Annotated in this window: 19 protein-coding genes; 8 read left to right on the forward strand and 11 right to left on the reverse strand. The window is 63.4% G+C overall.

The genetic code is table 11. The annotated features are described in order from the left end of the window. Window positions 1-324 (reverse strand): hypothetical protein (locus NKH21_RS28970; RefSeq protein WP_352669692.1); only part of this gene is annotated, 324 nt, incomplete at its 3' end. 606 nt (window positions 325-930) lie between these two features. Beyond that, on the reverse strand, window positions 931-1,839 hold the full coding sequence (locus NKH21_RS28975; protein WP_352669695.1) for a hydrogen peroxide-inducible genes activator: 909 nt from the start codon (window positions 1,837-1,839) through the stop codon (window positions 931-933). Window positions 1,840-1,987: 148 nt separating this feature from the next. On the opposite strand from NKH21_RS28975, the gene katG reads away from it, so the two are divergent. Next, on the forward strand, window positions 1,988-4,186 hold the full coding sequence (gene katG / locus NKH21_RS28980; RefSeq protein WP_352669698.1) for a catalase/peroxidase HPI: 2,199 nt from the start codon (window positions 1,988-1,990) through the stop codon (window positions 4,184-4,186). 79 nt (window positions 4,187-4,265) lie between these two features. Here the strand turns inward: katG and NKH21_RS28985 are convergent, their stop codons facing one another. After that, window positions 4,266-4,943 (reverse strand): MIP/aquaporin family protein, encoded by a 678-nt coding sequence (locus NKH21_RS28985; protein WP_352669701.1) that lies wholly within the window; start codon window positions 4,941-4,943, stop codon window positions 4,266-4,268. 290 nt (window positions 4,944-5,233) lie between these two features. Here NKH21_RS28985 and NKH21_RS28990 point away from each other — a divergent pair, with 290 nt between their 5' ends. From NKH21_RS28990 to NKH21_RS29000, 3 genes are all read left to right on the forward strand, one after another. Then, on the forward strand, window positions 5,234-6,523 hold the full coding sequence (locus NKH21_RS28990) for an RsmB/NOP family class I SAM-dependent RNA methyltransferase (protein WP_352669703.1): 1,290 nt from the start codon (window positions 5,234-5,236) through the stop codon (window positions 6,521-6,523). A 145-nt stretch (window positions 6,524-6,668) separates the two neighbouring features. Continuing rightward, window positions 6,669-7,127 (forward strand): PaaI family thioesterase, encoded by a 459-nt coding sequence (locus NKH21_RS28995; RefSeq protein WP_352669706.1) that lies wholly within the window; start codon window positions 6,669-6,671, stop codon window positions 7,125-7,127. 154 nt (window positions 7,128-7,281) lie between these two features. Further along, entirely contained in the window at window positions 7,282-7,944 is a 663-nt protein-coding gene (locus NKH21_RS29000) for a 5'-methylthioadenosine/S-adenosylhomocysteine nucleosidase (protein ID WP_352669709.1), read from the forward strand. Here the strand turns inward: NKH21_RS29000 and NKH21_RS29005 are convergent. Further along, window positions 7,916-8,242: a hypothetical protein gene (locus NKH21_RS29005; protein ID WP_352869264.1), complete on the reverse strand. Its 327-nt coding sequence runs from the start codon at window positions 8,240-8,242 to the stop codon at window positions 7,916-7,918. The two genes, NKH21_RS29000 and NKH21_RS29005, sit on opposite strands and share 29 nt — an antisense overlap. Before the next feature lie 71 nt (window positions 8,243-8,313). Here NKH21_RS29005 and NKH21_RS29010 point away from each other — a divergent pair, with 71 nt between their 5' ends. Both NKH21_RS29010 and guaA read left to right on the forward strand, forming a co-directional pair. Then, complete coding sequence (locus NKH21_RS29010) at window positions 8,314-8,847, forward strand: MarR family winged helix-turn-helix transcriptional regulator (RefSeq protein WP_352669715.1); 534 nt, start codon at window positions 8,314-8,316, stop codon at window positions 8,845-8,847. A gap of 55 nt (window positions 8,848-8,902) precedes the next feature. Continuing rightward, entirely contained in the window at window positions 8,903-10,465 is a 1,563-nt protein-coding gene (gene guaA / locus NKH21_RS29015; protein ID WP_352669718.1) for a glutamine-hydrolyzing GMP synthase, read from the forward strand. A 229-nt stretch (window positions 10,466-10,694) separates the two neighbouring features. Here guaA and NKH21_RS29020 read toward each other — a convergent pair whose 3' ends face one another. From NKH21_RS29020 to NKH21_RS29050, 7 genes are read right to left on the reverse strand one after another with little or no spacing between them, the layout of a single operon-like run. After that, complete coding sequence (locus tag NKH21_RS29020; RefSeq protein WP_352669720.1) at window positions 10,695-11,927, reverse strand: multidrug effflux MFS transporter; 1,233 nt, start codon at window positions 11,925-11,927, stop codon at window positions 10,695-10,697. Further along, window positions 11,924-12,913 (reverse strand): aldo/keto reductase, encoded by a 990-nt coding sequence (locus NKH21_RS29025; protein WP_352669723.1) that lies wholly within the window; start codon window positions 12,911-12,913, stop codon window positions 11,924-11,926. The genes NKH21_RS29020 and NKH21_RS29025 overlap by 4 nt, the downstream gene beginning before the upstream one ends. A 39-nt stretch (window positions 12,914-12,952) precedes the next feature. Next, on the reverse strand, window positions 12,953-13,321 hold the full coding sequence (locus tag NKH21_RS29030) for a DUF2255 family protein (RefSeq protein WP_352669726.1): 369 nt from the start codon (window positions 13,319-13,321) through the stop codon (window positions 12,953-12,955). A gap of 18 nt (window positions 13,322-13,339) precedes the next feature. After that, complete coding sequence (locus tag NKH21_RS29035; protein ID WP_352669728.1) at window positions 13,340-14,356, reverse strand: zinc-dependent alcohol dehydrogenase family protein; 1,017 nt, start codon at window positions 14,354-14,356, stop codon at window positions 13,340-13,342. A 2-nt stretch (window positions 14,357-14,358) separates the two neighbouring features. After that, on the reverse strand, window positions 14,359-14,826 hold the full coding sequence (locus NKH21_RS29040; RefSeq protein WP_352669730.1) for a cyclophilin-like fold protein: 468 nt from the start codon (window positions 14,824-14,826) through the stop codon (window positions 14,359-14,361). An 11-nt stretch (window positions 14,827-14,837) separates the two neighbouring features. After that, window positions 14,838-15,164, reverse strand: a complete 327-nt coding sequence (locus tag NKH21_RS29045) for a carboxymuconolactone decarboxylase family protein (RefSeq protein WP_352669732.1) — start codon at window positions 15,162-15,164, stop codon at window positions 14,838-14,840. Window positions 15,165-15,186: 22 nt separating this feature from the next. Then, window positions 15,187-15,591: a (R)-mandelonitrile lyase gene (locus NKH21_RS29050; protein WP_352669735.1), complete on the reverse strand. Its 405-nt coding sequence runs from the start codon at window positions 15,589-15,591 to the stop codon at window positions 15,187-15,189. A gap of 131 nt (window positions 15,592-15,722) precedes the next feature. Here NKH21_RS29050 and NKH21_RS29055 point away from each other — a divergent pair, with 131 nt between their 5' ends. Then, window positions 15,723-16,616: a LysR family transcriptional regulator gene (locus NKH21_RS29055; RefSeq protein ID WP_352669738.1), complete on the forward strand. Its 894-nt coding sequence runs from the start codon at window positions 15,723-15,725 to the stop codon at window positions 16,614-16,616. 34 nt (window positions 16,617-16,650) lie between these two features. Next, window positions 16,651-16,869 carry an amidohydrolase family protein gene (locus NKH21_RS29060; protein WP_352669741.1) on the forward strand — a complete coding sequence of 73 codons (219 nt, stop codon included), beginning with the start codon at window positions 16,651-16,653 and terminating at the stop codon, window positions 16,867-16,869. Window positions 16,870-16,872 lie beyond the last annotated feature (3 nt).

Here is a 16,872-nt window from a genome sequence, read left to right on the forward strand (position 1 = left end):
CTCACGGACGCCGCGCTGCATAACCTCTAGCTCCGCTCGTGCTGCGGCCAATTCGCGGCGTAAAGCCTCCTCATGCTCGCCGAGCGGCGTTTGCGCGCCCTCCTTGAGTGCCTGTGTTTCGCTGAGCACCAGCTCTCTAGATGTATGGGATCCGAGCGCGCTCGGTTGTGACTTGCCCGGTTCTTTGCCGACCTCGGTGTGTTCGGAAACCACGACCGACGAGCTGTCGTTAGCCGTGGCAACCGCTGGCGCTTCGGGCGCCAACTGACCATTTGCCGGAAATGCCAACAGCAGAACGAGGCATAACGGAATGAGGGACGGCATGGCGTTACACCCCCTGCCGCGTATCTCATGAAGTAAAATCAAGGGCCGTCGTTTAATAAAGGTGAAGTCACAGCGGAGGGATTTTGACCTGGTACTCTGCGCATGATTCATCACTGAACCTCACCGATCGCGGCCCTCACCGCTATTGTATTCTCCACTTACTGCACGCCGCGGCACCGTGGATGCCGCATCAAAGATCAATGCTAGTGAAGCACCCTCGGCAACGCCAAAGCACGGAATTGCGCGCAAAGGCTGTTTCCTATTTCCTTAGTTGTCATCATTCGAACAAACGGAACTTTCGGCTTTCGGGATGACCATCTTCCCTACCCAACGGCGCAAAGCAGCCATTCGGGTCTGCGAAGGTCGACTTCGGGTCAACACCAAACTTCCGCTGGATGGTACGGCGTACCTCACCCAGCCAGTACCGCCGCCTCCAACTCGCGGATGATCTTCGCCGGCTCGATACATTCATCGTGCCGGACCTTGGTGTGGAGCCGCATGGCGGCTTGCTCGCAGCCCGGAGCAAGGATTCAAGGATTAAAGCCGTTCCTTTCGAAGGGGCTTGCGGGTTGGCTTGGGGCTAAAACCGCATCCTTGACCCGCAGCTCACGCTGCCAGCACCGCCGCATCCAGCCCGCGGATGATCTTGGCCAGCTCGACGCATTCGTCGTGGCGCACCTTGTTGCGCCGCCAGGCGAGGCAGATCGTGCGTTGCGGCATCGGCTCCTGGAACGGCACGATCTTCAAGTCGGGGATAGTGCTGGCCGGCCCTGCCGCCATTTCCGGGATGAGCGTGACGCCGAGCCCGTGCGCCACCATCTGTAAGAGCGTCGTCAGGCTGGTCGCGCCGTAGCTTGCCATCGCCACCGGCCGCACGCTGCCGCAGACGGCGAGCGCCTGTTCGCGCAGGCAGTGGCCTTCCTCCAGCAGCATCAGCCGCTCCAGCGCCGGGCTTTCCGGCGGCACCGGCGGCGAGGCGAAGGCGGGATCGCCGGCCGGCACGGCCAGGAAGAACCGGTCGGAGAAAAGTTCCTCGGTGACAAGGCCCGGGTAGTCGAGCGGCAGTGCGGCGACGAAGGCGTCGAGCTTTCCCGAGCTGGTGTCGTCGACCAGCGACGCGGTCACCGCCTCGCGCAATTCGAGTTGCAAGGCCGGGAAATGTCGTTTCAGCTCCGGCAGCACATGCGGCAAGAGATAGGGCGCCACCGTCGGGATGATGCCGAGCCGGAAGCGGCCTTCCAGCGCCGGGCGGCCGCGCCGGGCGGTCGCCTCGACGTCGCGGACGTCAGCAAGAATGCGCTCGATGCGCGGCAGCAGCGCCTGCGCCTCGTCGGTCATGCGCACCGCCTTGCCGCCGCGCTCGAACAACCGGCAATTGAGCCGCAGCTCCATCTCGGCGATCTGCGCGGACAGCGCCGGCTGGCTGACGCCGGCGAGTTTTGCGGCGCGGCCGAAATGCAGCGTCTGCGCCAGCGCTTCAAAATAATGCATCTGCCGGACGGTCAAACCGATCATAAGGAAAACCTATCAGAATAAACAGCAAAGGCAATTTGTCTTTATCGGCCGGGCAGGCTAGTCTGGAACCATTCCAGAATGGCGCGGCCGCTGGCCCTGCCCGGAAAATCAACAAAATCCCGGAAAATCAACTAAATCGGAGGCAAAGATGGACGCCAAAACCGACGACAACAGCGCCGGCAAATGCCCGGTCCCACATGGATCGGCCAGGAGGGGCAACCGTGACTGGTGGCCGAACCAGCTCGATCTTGGCGTCCTCCACCAGCAGTCCAGCCTCTCGGACCCAATGGACGAGGACTTCGACTACGCCAAGGAATTCAAGAGCCTCGATCTCGATGCTGTGATCAGGGACTTGCACCAGGTGATGACCGATTCGCAGGATTGGTGGCCGGCCGATTTCGGCCATTACGGCCCGCTCTTCATCCGCATGGCCTGGCACAGCGCCGGCACCTATCGCATCGGCGACGGCCGTGGCGGCGCCGGCGCCGGCCAGCAGCGTTTCGCGCCGCTCAACAGCTGGCCGGACAACGCCAATCTCGACAAGGCGCGCCGGCTGCTGTGGCCGGTCAAGCAGAAATACGGCAGGAAAATCTCCTGGGCCGACCTGTTGATCCTCACCGGCAACGTCGCGCTGGAATCGATGGGCTTCAAGACCTTCGGCTTCGCCGGCGGCCGCGCCGATGTCTGGGAGCCCGAGCAGGACGTCGACTGGGGGTCGGAAACCAAGTGGCTCGCCGACGAGCGCTATTCCGGCGACCGCGAACTTCACGGCCATCTCGGCGCCGTGCAGATGGGGCTGATCTACGTCAACCCGGAAGGGCCGAACGGCAAGCCCGATCCACTGGCCGCGGCACGCGACATCCGCGAAACCTTCGCCCGCATGGCCATGAACGACGAGGAAACCGTGGCGCTGATCGCCGGCGGCCACACTTTCGGCAAGACCCACGGCGCCGGTGATGCATCGCTGGTCGGCGCGGAGCCGGAAGGCGCAGGCATCGAGGCGCAGGGCCTCGGCTGGTCGAGCAAACATGCCACCGGCATTGCCGGAGACGCCATCACCTCGGGCCTCGAGGTGACCTGGACCACGACGCCGACCAAATGGAGCAACAACTTCTTCGACAATCTGTTCAACTACGAATGGGAGCTGACCAAGAGCCCGGCCGGCGCCCATCAGTGGACGCCGAAGGGCGGCGCCGGTGCAGGCACCGTGCCCGACGCGCACGATGCCTCGAAGCGCCGCGCGCCGGCGATGCTAACGACCGACCTCGCGCTGCGCGTCGACCCGGCCTATGAGAAGATTTCGCGGCGTTTCCACCAGAATCCGGATCAGTTCGCCGATGCCTTCGCCCGCGCTTGGTTCAAGCTGACCCATCGCGACATGGGCCCGGCCGTCCGCTATCTCGGCCCACTCGTGCCGAAGGAAGAGCTGATCTGGCAGGATCCGATACCGGCAGTCGATCACGAGCTGGTCAACGACCAGGACACCGCCTCGCTGAAGGCGAAGATCCTGGCCTCCGGCCTGTCCGTTTCCGAACTGGTCTCGACCGCCTGGGCCTCGGCCTCGACGTTCCGCGGCTCCGACAAGCGCGGCGGCGCCAACGGCGCCCGCATCCGCCTGGCGCCGCAGAAGGACTGGGAGGTCAACCAGCCGGCGCAGCTGGCCAAGGTGCTCGAGACGCTCGAAGGCATCCAGAAGGGCTTTAACGCTTCGCAGTCCGGCGGCAAGAAGATCTCGCTTGCCGACCTGATCGTTCTCGGCGGCGTCGCCGCCGTCGGGAAGGCGGCCAAAGACGGCGGCCATGACGTCAAGGTGCCGTTCACGCCGGGCCGCATGGACGCCTCCCAGGAACAGACGGACGTCCAGTCCTTCGCCGCGCTCGAGCCGAAAGTCGATGGCTTCCGCAATTATGTCAGGGGCAAGCCGCCGATGTCGGTCGAAGCGATGCTGGTCGACCGGGCGCAGCTGCTGACCTTGACGGCGCCGGAGATGACGGTGCTCGTCGGCGGGTTGCGGGTGCTCGGCGCCAACACCGGCCAGTCGAAGCACGGCGTGTTCACCGACAGGCCGGGCACGTTGACCAATGATTTCTTCGTCAACCTGCTCTCTATGAACACGGTCTGGGATCCGGCCGGCGGTTCCGATGAAGTCTACGAAGCGCGCGACCGCAAGACCCGGGCGGTCAAGTGGACCGGCACCCGCGCAGACCTCATCTTCGGCTCGCACGCGCAATTGCGTGCGCTTGCCGAGGTCTACGGATCGGCGGACGCCGGGCAGAAATTCGCCCGGGATTTCGCCGCTGCCTGGACCAAGGTGATGAACGCCGACCGTTTTGACCTCGCGGCCTGATCCGGGCACGCGAAGTTCTCGACGCAACAAAAAAGGCGCGGGCCTCGACCCGCGCCTTTTTCGTTGGGCTTGCGAAAAGTCAGTCCTTCTCGAAGATGCCGGCCTTGGCGACGACGCCGGCAACGGCGCCGCCGATCAGCGGCGCGACGATGAACAGCCACAGCTGGCCGATCGCCGCAGTTCCCGAAAACAGCGCCGGTCCGATCGAACGGGCCGGGTTGAGCGATGTGCCGGTCACTGGAATGATGGCGAAGTGCAGGCCCGCCAGCGTCAGGCCGATTACGAGGCCGGCGAAGGCCGTGGTGTGCTTGGCGTTGGTGACGCCGAGGATCACCGTGACGAAGGTGAAGGTGCCGATCAGCTCCCACAGGAAGGCCGAGCTGACGCCCCATTTCGTCACGTCCCAGCCATTGGCGCCGAAGCCGCCGGTGTGGCCGCCGACCTGTCCGGAGACGATGATCCACAGTGCCAGCGACGCGATGATGGCGCCGATGACCTGCGCGATCCAATAGGGAATGACGTCCCTGGCCGGCATCCGCCCGGCGAGGAAAACGCCGAGCGTCACCGCCGGATTGAGATGCGCGCCCGAAATCGGGCCGATCGCATAGGCCGCCGCGATCAGGCCGATGCCGAACGCCAGACCGATACCTTCCTGGCCAAGCGGCAGCGCGCCGCCGAAGCCGCCCGTTACAACCGAAGCCGTGCCGATGAACACCAATAGAAACGTGCCTAGAACTTCCGCCAGATAAGTTTTCATTGCCCTCTCCTCGTATCGACCCGCGGCATCGCATTTTTCTGCGACGCGAATCACCGCGCAAAGAGTATTCGCAACCGCAAAAGTTGCAAAGCAGAGCGGTTGCACCTGCCGTCGTGCTTGTGCGTGTCAGTTGCGCGCTTTAGAGCGGCATGCGTTCACTTGAGCGCACAATGCACGCTCTAGCCACTTTGGAACCCACGTATCGTGCTTTCCGAAAATCGGTTTCCGATTGTCGGGCCGATGCGATAGAGCAGGGCCGCAATTAGTTTGCTGAGTAATGGAAGACGACAATGAGACTGGGCGGGCGGCTGGCGGCAGCCATCGAAGTGCTTGACGACATTGGCCGGCGCCACCGGCCGGTGGCCGATGCGCTGAAGGACTGGGGCCTGTCGCACCGCTTCGCCGGTGGCGGCGACCGCGCCGCGATCGGCAACATCGTCTATGACGCGCTGCGCCGCAAGCGCTCGGCCGGCTGGCTCTTGGGCGAAGACACGCCGCGCGCCATCGGCTTCGGCGCGCTGCTGCTCGAATGGGGCCAGACGGCGCAGTCGCTGAACGAGGCGCTCGAGGGCGACAAGTTCGCGCCGCCGCTGCTTACCGCCGACGAACTGACAACGCTTGCAGCTCGCCGGCTTGCCGACGCGGCGCCGGCTGTCAGGGCAGACATCCCCGACTGGTGCATACCGCTGTTCGAACGGGCGTTCGGCACGGCCTGGGTGGAAGAGGGTGCCGCGCTTGGCACTCGCCCGCCGCTCGACCTCAGGGTCAACACGCTGAAGGCCGATCGCGCAAAAGTGCTGACGGAATTGGCGGAGACCGGCGCCAAGCCTGCGCGGATCGCGCCGCACGGCATCCGCATCCCGCCGATCGAAGGCGACGGGAGGCACCCGAACGTACAGGCCGAGCCGGCCTTCCAGAAAGGCTGGTTCGAGGTTCAGGACGAGGGTTCCCAGATTGCGGCCGAACTGGCCGGCGCCGAGCCTGGCATGCAGCTGCTCGACTTTTGCGCCGGCGCCGGCGGCAAGACGCTGGCGCTGTCCGCGGCGATGGACAATCGCGGCCAGATCTTCGCCCACGACGCCGAGAAGGCCAGGCTGGCGCCGATCTTCGACCGCATACGCCGTTCGGAAAACCGCAATGTGCAGATCGTCACCAAGCCGGCCGAACTCGCGCCGCTCGGCAAGCATATGGATATCGTGCTGATCGATGCGCCTTGCACCGGTAGCGGCACCTGGCGGCGCCGGCCGGATGCCAAATGGCGGCTGACTCAGAGGCAGCTCGACGCCCGCAAGGGCGAGCAGGAGACGATCCTCGACGCCGCCAGGGACTTCGTCAAACCCGGCGGCCTGCTGGTCTACATCACCTGTTCGGTGTTCGACGAGGAAAATGGCGACCAGGTTTCGGCCTTCCGCGACCGCCATCCCGGTTTTGTCCCGGTCGATCACCGCCAGCTTTGGGACAGCCGTTTTGCGGGCCACGAAGCGGCAGTGCGGATTGGCGCTGCGGGCGGCATTTCGCTGTCGCCTTTGCTGAGCGGCACCGACGGCTTTTACTTCTGCGCGCTGCGCCGCGTCGGCTGAACGGTTGCCGGATGTCGCCGATCTCGCTTCTTATCAGCAGGTTTAGCCAATTGCTGCAGTGCAGCATTTGCGATTGCCTGCCGCCCACCCCTCTGCGATAAATGCCTTTGCAATAAGATTTGCCGAGAAACGAAGGGCGACGGCCATGGCAGCAAAGATCGTTCCTGCTCCCGATTACGAGGACCGCGTCAGGACGTCCTTCGCGCGCCAGAACGCGATGATGACGATTGGCGCCGAGCTGACGCTGGTGACGCCCGGCATTATCGAGATCGAAATGCCCTATTCGACGGCACTGACGCAGCAGCACGGCTTTCTCCATGCCGGCGTCATTTCGACGGCTCTCGACTCGGCCTGCGGCTATGCGGCATTCTCGCTGATGCCGGAAAATTCCGGCGTGCTGACCATCGAGTTCAAGGTCAATCTGCTGGCGCCCGGCCGGGGCGAGCGCTTCCTGTTCCGCGGCTCGGTAACCAAGCCCGGCCGCACCATCATCGTCGCCGACGGACAAGCCTATGCGTTCGCCACCGACGGCGAGGCCAAGCTGATCGCCACAATGACCGGAACGATGATGACAGTGCTCGGCCGCGACGGTATCGAGGGGTGAGGAGCGGTCCGCGCAGCGGACGAAAAGCCCCTAAATGGGCTTTTCGAGCGACGAACGCCCGGAGCCATAGCGAAGGGCCGGGGACCGGTGAGGGCACGTCGCCCTTCTTACCTTCCGGCTCCGGTGGTAGGGCCAGAAAAAGGAGTAGATCGTCGTGACCGGTAAAGTGTCTCGCCTGTCCGGCAAGTCCGTTCTCTTCGTCATGGCGGCCGAAGCCGAATACGGCCCACATCTGCAGCGGCTGTTCACACCGCTGATGACCGGCGTCGGGCCGGTCGAGGCCGGCGTCAGGCTCGGCGCGGAACTGTCCCGGCTGAGCGTCGAAAAGGCGCTGCCCGATCTCGTCGTGTCGCTCGGTTCGGCGGGCAGCCGGACGCTGGAGCAGACCGAAATCTACCAGGCCGTGTCAGTTGGCTACCGCGACATGGACGCCTCGCCATTGGGGTTCGAGAGGGGCGCCACGCCGTTCCTCGACCTGCCCGTCAGCGTGCCGCTGCCGTTCAGGATACCAGGCATCAGGCCGGCGACGCTGTCGACCGGCGCGGCAATCGTCACCGGCGCCGCTTACGACGCGGTCGCCGCCGACATGGTCGATATGGAGACCTTCGCCTGCCTGCGCGCCTGCCAGCTGTTCGACGTGCCGTTGATTGGCCTGCGCGGCATTTCCGACGGCGCGGCCGATCTGAGACACGTCGGCGACTGGACCGAATATCTGCACGTCATCGACGAGAAGCTGGCCGCGGCCGTGCAACTGCTGGAACGGGCGATCGCCTCCGGCGCGATCGACTTCAAGCTTGTTGGGGCGGCAGGTTCTTAGCGTTGCCGAACAGCACGCCGATCATCCTGAAGCGAACGGCGTTGTCGCGATTGACGTAAGTGACTGACCCGGGCTCGTGATCGAGGGTCCAGCGTCCGGTCGCGCCGGTGTCCCAGTCGGCGACATAACCGTTATCGAGCATCCACCAGCGCCCGCTTCGCGCCTCGCCATCGTCGAGCAGCATGTGCGCGTCACCCTCGCTTTCAAAATAGACGTAAGCCTCCTTGCCGTTTCGTTCCAAGACATGGGTCATGCCCGGAATGAGCATCGCAAGGGTTTCCTTCTGAAGTGCTGCCATGATTTCCTCCTGAATTGAAGTCGCCGATTGCCTTGACCGGCATCGCCACTTAGAGTGAACTAGTAGTCAAGATGCTTGACTATCTATCGGGCGAGAAGAATTTGGTCAAGAGCCTTGACGAAAAATCCGAAAAGCTGCCGGATCACATAGGTTGGCGGCTGTGGCAGGCGAGCCGCGCCTGGCAGACCGAATTCGCCGCGGCGATGCGCGCTGCCGGCCATCACTGGTTCACCGAAGCGCGTGCCGGCCTGCTTGGACACATCCCGCGCGGCGGCATGCGCCAGTCGGCGCTGATCGAGCGCTCGGCGATCTCAAAGCAGGCGGTTCAGCAATTGCTCGACGGCTTGGAGACGGAAGGTGTGTTGCAGCGTCTGCCCGATCCGCAAGACGGTCGCGGCAAGCTTGTTCGCTACACGCGCAAGGGCCTGGACGCCCTGCGCGATGGCGACCGCATCAAGCTGAAGATCGAACGGAGCTATGTTGCCCGGCTTGGCCATGAGCGCTTCGCGGCGCTGATGGGCGCCTTGCGGTCACTCGATAAAACGCAAACTGATGCATTGGACAAAGCCTCTGGCGTTCAGGACGACGCGCCGGAATCGAAGTGACCGCGCGACCTCACAACCCATTGCGCCGACTCGTTTCTTTCTCTAAACGCTCGCCATGAAAACAGCCAATCATCCCGACACCGTCCTGATTGTCGATTTCGGCAGCCAGTTCACCCAGCTGATCGCCCGGCGCATCCGCGAGGCTGGCGTCTTTTCCGAGATCGTGCCCTTCCAGTCGGCCGAGGCGGCGTTCAAGCGCATCAATCCGAAGGCGGTGATCCTGTCCGGCGGTCCGGCCTCGACCGGCGACATTGGCAGTCCGCGCGCGCCGCAGATCGTCTTCGATGCCGGCGTGCCGGTACTCGGCATCTGCTATGGCCAGATGGCGATGTGCGTGCAGATGGGCGGCGTCGCCGAAAGCTCCGATCATCGCGAATTCGGCCGCGCCTTCGTCGAGATCGCCAAGGACAGCCCGCTGTTCGAGGGCCTGTGGGCGCCTGGCCAGCGCCACCAGGTGTGGATGAGCCATGGCGACCGCGTCATCACCCTGCCGAAGGGATTCGAGGTGCTGGGAAAATCGGAGGGCTCGCCCTTCGCCATCTTCGGTAATGTCGAACGCAAGATGTACGGTCTCATGTTCCACCCCGAAGTGGTGCACACGCCGGACGGCGCCAGGCTGCTCCAAAACTTCGTCCACAACATCGCCGGCATCGAAGGCGACTGGACGATGCGCGCCTACCGCGAGCACGCGGTCGAGACGATCCGCAAACAGGTCGGCAAGGGCAAGGTGATCTGCGCGCTGTCGGGCGGCGTCGATTCCTCGGTCGCGGCCCTGCTGATCCACGAGGCGGTCGGCGACCAGCTCACCTGCATCCTTGTCGACCACGGGCTGATGCGCAAGGACGAGGCGGCCGGCGTGGTTGAGATGTTTCGCCAGCATTACAATCTGCCGCTGATCCTGGTCGACGCTTCGGACCGTTTCATCGGCGCGCTCGAGGGCGAGTCGGACCCCGAGAAGAAACGCAAGACCATAGGGCGGCTGTTCATCGAAGTGTTCGAGGAGGAGGCCGAGAAGCTCGGCGGCGCCGATTTCCTGGCACAAGGCACGCTCTATCCCGACGTCATCGAAAGCGTCTCCTTCAGCGGCGGTCCGTCGGTGACGATCAAGTCGCACCACAATGTCGGCGGCTTGCCCGAACGCATGAACATGCAGCTGGTCGAGCCGCTGCGCGAATTGTTCAAGGACGAGGTGAGGGCGCTCGGCAAGGAGCTCGGCCTGCCCGACAGCTTCATCGGCCGGCATCCGTTCCCCGGTCCCGGTCTCGCCATCCGCTGCCCGGGCGGCATCACCCGCGAAAAGCTGGAGATCCTGCGCGAGGCCGACGCCATCTATCTCGACGAGATCCGCAAGGCCGGCCTCTACGATGCCATCTGGCAAGCCTTCGCCGTGCTGCTGCCGGTGCAGACAGTCGGCGTGATGGGCGACGGCCGCACCTACGAATTCGTCTGCGCGCTGCGCGCCGTCACCTCGGTCGATGGCATGACCGCGGATTTCTACCACTACGACATGGCATTCCTGGGCGCCGCCGCCACCCGCATCATCAACGAGGTGCGCGGCATCAACCGCGTCGTCTACGACGTGACGAGCAAACCACCGGGCACCATCGAGTGGGAGTAGGGGGAGAACGGCGGCAATAGCGTAGTTTCGGCGGCGATTTGCGTTGCCGTTTTGATGCCTTTCACTCCGTCCCGACGCCCGTTGAGCCGCATTGGGTTCCATCTCGAATTTGCAGGTCCGATCTGAGTCCGATCCTCGGGCGATGTAAAGCAGCTTCAGAGAGTGAGAGGGCAGTAGCGTAGAATGGCGCACACATAGGCGGGTCTGCTTCTCGACCCTGAGAGAGCTACTACCCGCTCCGAGCAATCTTCCTCGCCAGCACCACACTGACCAAACAACCGATGCCAGCCAGCGCCATGACGCTGCCCATTGGAACTGGCGTTCCGTTGGCAAGAACCCCGACTAGCGCTGAGCCTACCATTCCGCTCCCGTACTGGATCGCGCCGACAACTGCAGACGCTGCTCCGGCGCGTCGCTGTACACTCGACAAAGCGCCGGCGACTGCGTTGGCCAGGATGAGTCCGTTCATCGCTGTGAACAAAAACTGCGTGACGATCAGGCTGACAACGCCGCCGATGCCAGTGGCGGTAACCAGCGCAAGAGCAGCACCAAACGCCGCAGCCCCCACGGCACCTGCCAAAAGCATGCGATCGCTGCCAAAGCGAACGACGAGGCGCGAATTGATGAAGTTTGTCGCCATCAAGCCCAGCACACCGGACGAGAATACAAGTCCGTAAAGCTCGGGGCTGAGGCCATGGTAGGCGATATAGGCAAAGGCGCCGCCGGCGATGTTGGCGAATACGCCCACGTAGTAGAAGCCCACCGCCGCTGCATAGCCAACCAGCACGCGGTTGCGCAGCACCTCGCCATAGCCGGCGACGGCCTGCACTATGGTGTCGGAGTGACGCTCCGCGCGCGGCAGCGTCTCGGGGACGGTGAGGATGGCAAGGGCCGTGGCGGTACCGATTGCCACGAGCGTCCAGAAGATGGCCTGCCAAGAGGACACCGCGAGAATCTGTGCACCGACGCTCGGTCCAAGAAGTGGCGCGACCACCATCACCGTCATGAGTGTCGAGAGCACCTTGGCGGCGCGATCCCGCTCATAGAGATCCCGAACCATCGCGCGAGCCAGGGCGACGCCGGCACTGGCGCCCAGCGCCTGGACGATACGCCAGCCGATGAGTTGCCAAGCGTCGGTCGACAGTGCGCAGCCTGCCGAGCCTATGACGAAAATGACGATACCCAGCGCTACCGGTCCGCGACGGCCAAAACGATCACTGACCGGGCCCCAAAATAGCTGCCCGAAACCAAAACCGAGCAGGTACCCGGAGATCGCGAACTGCAAGGTTCCCTCGCTTGTTCCGAGGGCCACCTGCATGGTGGGCAGCGCAGGAAGAAAGAGGTCAGTCGAGATCGAGGCGAAACCGAGTAGTACCGCCAGAATGAACAGCAGCCGGAACCCGCCAGGTTCGGCCGGCCCGGCAATCGACTGTGATCTCCCATCGGCTTGAGCGCCGCTCACAGCCCGGATCGCTTCAGCATTGCTTCCGGGTAGCGGTCGCCTTCGATCTTGATCGAGGCAGAGGCAGTTTCGATCTCGGCGAGGTCCTCAGCCGAGAGCCGCACCTCGAGCGCGCCGATGTTCTCTTCGAACCGCTCGAGCCTGCGTGTACCAAACAGCGGTACGATCCATGGCTTCCTGGCGAGAAGCCACGCCAGCGCTACCTGTGCCGGGGTGGCTCCAACGCGCTCGCCGACAGTGCGGATCAGGTCTACCAGCGCCTGGTTGGCCTGAAGTGCTTCCGGCGAGAAGCGCGGAATCTTGCTGCGGAAGTCCGCTTCGCTGAGCTGGGTGTTGACGTTGATCGTCCCGGTCAGAAAGCCTTTGCCGAGCGGGCTGAACGGGACGAGGCCGATGCCAAGCTCCTCTATCGTAGGAAGGATTTCCTTCTCCGGATCTCGCGTCCACAACGAGTACTCGCTCTGCAGTGCCGTCACCGGCTGAACGGCATGAGCTTTCCGGATCGACTGGGCGCCTGCCTCCGACAGGCCAAAATGCAGCACCTTGCCCTCGGCAATCAGGTCCTTCACGACGCCCGCAACGTCCTCCATCGCCACGTCGGGATCGACCCGGTGTTGGTAGTAGAGATCGATGTAGTCGGTCCGAAGCCGCTTGAGGCTGCCCTCGACCGCACGCCGGATCTGCGTCGGTTTGCTGTTGACGCCGCCATAATGCTCCCCGGTATCCTGATTGATGTCCCAACCGAACTTGGTCGCGATCTTCACCGTGTCGCGCATGCCGGCAAAGGCCTCGCCGACCATGATCTCATTGGTCCAGGGCCCGTAGGACTCGGCCGTATCGAAGAAATCCATGCCTCGGTCATAGGCGGCGCGAAGCAGCGCGATCATTTCCGGTCGATCGGGAATGTCACGCGACTTGCCGTAACCCATCGCGCCCAGTGAAAGGGCCGAGACCTCGAAATCTTGTCCGAGTTTACGCTTCTGCATTTTGATCCTCCGTCGTCTCTAGGCTAGAGCGAGTTCCAGTCAGGAAAGTGGGGCAATACGGACTGTCGCAGCTCGGGCGCGCGGTCCGATCATGTGTGCGAGGTAGCTGCTCCAGCCGTACTTGGCGCGGTAAGCATCGTCGATGCGGTCGTTGACCACACCGTCGACGGTTACGAAGGCGACATCCTTGATGAGGCCGGCAGAGGTGATGCGTCCGGCCTTCTGTTTGACCGCCGCTTTGTACCAACGCGAGGCCGTGCCGTTGTAGGCGCGCACGTAGAGTTCACCATCGACAACCACCGACCAGATCCAGGTCAGGGTGCCATACGTTTTTCCATCGTCGCGAAACGGTGCGATATGCAGGTCGTCTGCATCAGCGATGCGGTCCAGCTCTTGTTCATTCCACATGCTTGTCACACCTCCCGCTCACGTGCGCAGGAGCGTCTTGATGGCGCGGCGTTCATCCATGGCGCGGTAGCCTTGGGCCGCGTCCGCCAGTGGGAGTTCGAGATCGAACACCTTGCCGGGGTTGATCTTGCGGGTGAGGATCAGGTCCATCAGGTGCGGCAGGAAACGGCGCACCGGGGCAGGACCGCCGATCATGCCGGTCTGCGAGAAGAACAGCGACTGGCCGTCGAACTGCACGCCGTGCGGTACGCCGACATAGCCGATTATTGAACCAGGCCGCGCGCAGTTGATCGCCGTCTGCATCGATTCCTGGGTGCCGACGCATTCGAGCACAGCATCGGCGCCGATGCGCTTGGTCAATTCCTTGACGCGGACGACACCGGCATCGCCACGCTCGGCAATGATGTCGGTGGCACCGTATTCGAGCGCCAGGTCCTGACGCGTCTTGTGCCGGCTCATGGCGATGATCCGCCCGGCGCCAAGTTGCTTGGCGGCCAGAACGCCCATCAAGCCTACGGCGCCATCGCCGACGACGACCACGGTCGAGCCCGACTGCACGCGTGCTGCATCGGCCGCATACCAGCCCGTGCCGAGGACATCGGAAGCCGCAAGCAGGCTGGGGATCAGGTCGTCCGACGGCATTTCAGACGTTGCGATCAATGTGCCATCAGCGAGCGGGACCCGCGCCAGTTCGGCCTGGCCGCCGGTCATGAATTCGCGCTGCTCGCACGACGACTGGAAGCCATGGCGGCAATGCGGGCAGGTGTTGTCGGAAAGGACGAACGAGCCGACGACGAACTGGCCCGGCTTGACCGTCTTCACCTCGCTGCCCACCTCGACAACGACACCGCAATATTCATGGCCCATCGCCATTGGAGCCTTGACGTCGTTGAGGCCACGGAATGGCCACAGGTCCGAGCCGCAGATGCAAGTCGCCGACAGCCGGATGATGGCATCGGTTGGGTTCAGGATTTTCGGTTCGTCGCGCTCTTCCACGCGCACGTCACCGGGGGCATAGAGCATTGTTCCAAGCATGTTCAGTTCCTCAAGAGTTCGATGGTCACGTCCGCGCTGCCGGGCTTGAGCAACGCCTCGAAGCCCTCCTCAATCCGGCCCAGTCTCACCAGGCCCGCCGAGTAGCGGAAATCTTTCTGGAAGAGGGCCAGGTTGCCCCAGGGCGCGTAGTACGTGACATCGCCTGCCTTGGGCGTGATCCCTTCGGGCGCACCTTCGGTACTCAGCTTCTCGGGCAGACCTGCGATCTTTTCCGTAGACGCGTAATCCTCAAGCGTCAGCGTGAGCGGCAACTGGGCGACGAGGCCACGCGTTGCGGCGCTATCTTCAAGCGTCGCGCTGACAAGCGTTCCGTCGAGCGTGAACTTGATCTTCATGGGACCGCCTTCCTCTTGCGCGGAGGCCGAACCCGCCATTGTCAGCAACCCAGCGGTCAGCACGACGCCCAGAGGTGCTCGCATGCCGCGAATGGTTGGGTGGCCTTGTTTCATGTCGTCGTCCGCTACACGCCAGCTTCTTCGAACACGCGGCGGGCAATGCCCAGCGCGGTGCTCGCAGGCGGCCAGCCCGCGTAAAATGCGAGATGTGTTATGGTCTCGACGATCTCATCGCGCGTCACGCCGTTCTCGAGCGCGCGCTTCAGATGGAACGGCAACTCGTTCTGCCGGTAGTTCGAGATCAAACAGGTGATGGTGACGAGGCTGCGGTCGCGCGGCGAAAGCCCCTCACGCTTCCACACATCGCCGAAAAGGACTTCATCGGTGTATCGCCCCAGCGCGGGTGCGATGTCGCTAAAAGGGTTCTTTGCTGGTGCGGGTGTGTCGGCCATAACTACCTCCTTTCGTTTTTGGCTACTTGCTTGACGCGGCGTACTGCCCGTCGGTGACCTTCTCGAGCCAGTCGACGGCCTTACCGTCCAGGATTTCGTGGACCGCGAGATGGGTCATGGCGACGTCTGGGGCAGCACCGTGCCAGTGCTTCTCGCCCGGCGGAAACCAGACGACATCGCCAGGCCGGATTTCCTCGATGTCCCCGCCCCAGCGTTGCACGCGCCCGAGGCCGCCGGTGACGACCAGGGTTTGGCCGAGCGGATGGGTATGCCAGGCGGTCCGAGCGCCAGGCTCGAACGTTACGCTGGCGCCTTGGACACGTTCCGCGGCGTTGGGGTTGAACATGGGGTCGACACGGACTGTGCCGGTGAACCAGTCTGTCGGACCTTTTCCTGAAGGCCGCGAGCCTGCTCGCATGATGTCCATTTCGCTCTCCTTGGGAGAATTCCCACAATCGAGTTCGTCGAGGCCACGTTTCGCGCAGGGACAATCTAGGCGAACTGCTTACCGTGGATTAGTACGAGTAATCTGCATGTGGCTGTGAACAGGATTCAGCAATGGCGCGGAACAACATCAACGAAATGATCGGATTTCTTGCGGTCGCTCGGGAGCGGAGTTTCACCAAGGCAGCGGCGCAGATGGGGGTTACTCCGTCAGCCCTCAGCCACTCCATCCGTGGCCTAGAGGAGCGCCTCGACATCCGCCTACTGTCGAGAACGACCCGCGACGTCTCTCCGACCGAAGCAGGCGAGCGACTAATGCGGTCGATCGGACCGCACTTCGAGCAGATCGAGGCGGAGATCGAAGCCCTCAGCGAATTGCGTGACAAGCCGGCGGGCAACATCCGCATTGCCTGCAGCGACTATGTGATCGACACGATCTTCCGCCCGATGCTCAATCAGTTCCTGCGGACATATCCCGACATCAGCGTTGAACTTGCCATCGACAATGGCCTCACCAACATCGTGGAGCAGCGGTTTGATGCCGGGGTGCGTTTAGGGGAGGCACTCAGCAAGAACATGATCGCCGTCAGAATTGGGCCCGACTGGCGATTCACCGTGGTCGCGACGCCTGCCTACTTTGAACGACGCTCCAAACCCGAAGTCCCCCAAGACCTCACCAACCACCGCTGCATAAACATGCGCCTCACCACGGCCGGCGGAATCTATGCGTGGGAGTTCAAAAAGGACGGACGGGAACTAAACGTGCGAGTCGAGGGCCAGTTGGTGTTCAATAGCGTGGTGCCGGTGCTGAGGGCCGCGCTGGATGGTCACGGCCTCGCCTACGTGCCCGAGGATCTGACAAAACCCTACCTCGACAGCGGAGAGCTGGTTGAAGTGCTCGCCGACTGGTCGCCCAACTGGCAGGGGTACCACCTCTACTACCCGAGCCGCCGCCAGGCCTCTCCCGCTTTCACCGCCTTCGTAGACGCGCTCAGGTATCGCGGCTAAGCCTTAGCTGCCATCAAGCCCGGAGCCGACGATCTTGTCCGATCTCATCATTGACGCCCATCACCATCTCTGGCGCCTCGCTGATGGCGACTATCGGTGGCTGCAGGGCATGCCGGAACTCGTGCATGACTTCACCGTCGAGGACTATCTGCCGTTGCTCCGCGAGGCGGGCGTGAATCGCTCGATCATCGTTCAGGCGATCGAAGACGAAACAGAAACCGCCGGCATGGTGGCGTTGGCCCGGGGAGCATGAATG

Origin of the sequence: Mesorhizobium sp. M1329 (assembly GCF_040318035.1) — a bacterium.
In the GTDB taxonomy this organism is placed as follows: domain Bacteria; phylum Pseudomonadota; class Alphaproteobacteria; order Rhizobiales; family Rhizobiaceae; genus Mesorhizobium.

Bases quoted from the DNA above. Each gene is read 5' to 3' on its own strand.
- katG (WP_352669698.1), top strand. From the start codon at position 1,988: ATGGACGCCAAAACCGACGACAACAGCGCCGGCAAATGCCCGGTCCCA.
- NKH21_RS28990 (WP_352669703.1), top strand. From the start codon at position 5,234: ATGAGACTGGGCGGGCGGCTGGCGGCAGCCATCGAAGTGCTTGACGAC.
- NKH21_RS28995 (WP_352669706.1), top strand. From the start codon at position 6,669: ATGGCAGCAAAGATCGTTCCTGCTCCCGATTACGAGGACCGCGTCAGG.
- guaA (WP_352669718.1), top strand. From the start codon at position 8,903: ATGAAAACAGCCAATCATCCCGACACCGTCCTGATTGTCGATTTCGGC.
- NKH21_RS29035 (WP_352669728.1), bottom strand. From the start codon at position 14,356: ATGCTTGGAACAATGCTCTATGCCCCCGGTGACGTGCGCGTGGAAGAG.
- NKH21_RS29030 (WP_352669726.1), bottom strand. From the start codon at position 13,321: ATGTGGAATGAACAAGAGCTGGACCGCATCGCTGATGCAGACGACCTG.
- NKH21_RS29025 (WP_352669723.1), bottom strand. From the start codon at position 12,913: ATGCAGAAGCGTAAACTCGGACAAGATTTCGAGGTCTCGGCCCTTTCA.
- NKH21_RS29040 (WP_352669730.1), bottom strand. From the start codon at position 14,826: ATGAAACAAGGCCACCCAACCATTCGCGGCATGCGAGCACCTCTGGGC.
- NKH21_RS29010 (WP_352669715.1), top strand. From the start codon at position 8,314: ATGCTTGACTATCTATCGGGCGAGAAGAATTTGGTCAAGAGCCTTGAC.
- NKH21_RS28975 (WP_352669695.1), bottom strand. From the start codon at position 1,839: ATGATCGGTTTGACCGTCCGGCAGATGCATTATTTTGAAGCGCTGGCG.
- NKH21_RS29055 (WP_352669738.1), top strand. From the start codon at position 15,723: ATGGCGCGGAACAACATCAACGAAATGATCGGATTTCTTGCGGTCGCT.
- NKH21_RS28985 (WP_352669701.1), bottom strand. From the start codon at position 4,943: ATGAAAACTTATCTGGCGGAAGTTCTAGGCACGTTTCTATTGGTGTTC.
- NKH21_RS29045 (WP_352669732.1), bottom strand. From the start codon at position 15,164: ATGGCCGACACACCCGCACCAGCAAAGAACCCTTTTAGCGACATCGCA.
- NKH21_RS29005 (WP_352869264.1), bottom strand. From the start codon at position 8,242: ATGGCAGCACTTCAGAAGGAAACCCTTGCGATGCTCATTCCGGGCATG.
- NKH21_RS29050 (WP_352669735.1), bottom strand. From the start codon at position 15,591: ATGGACATCATGCGAGCAGGCTCGCGGCCTTCAGGAAAAGGTCCGACA.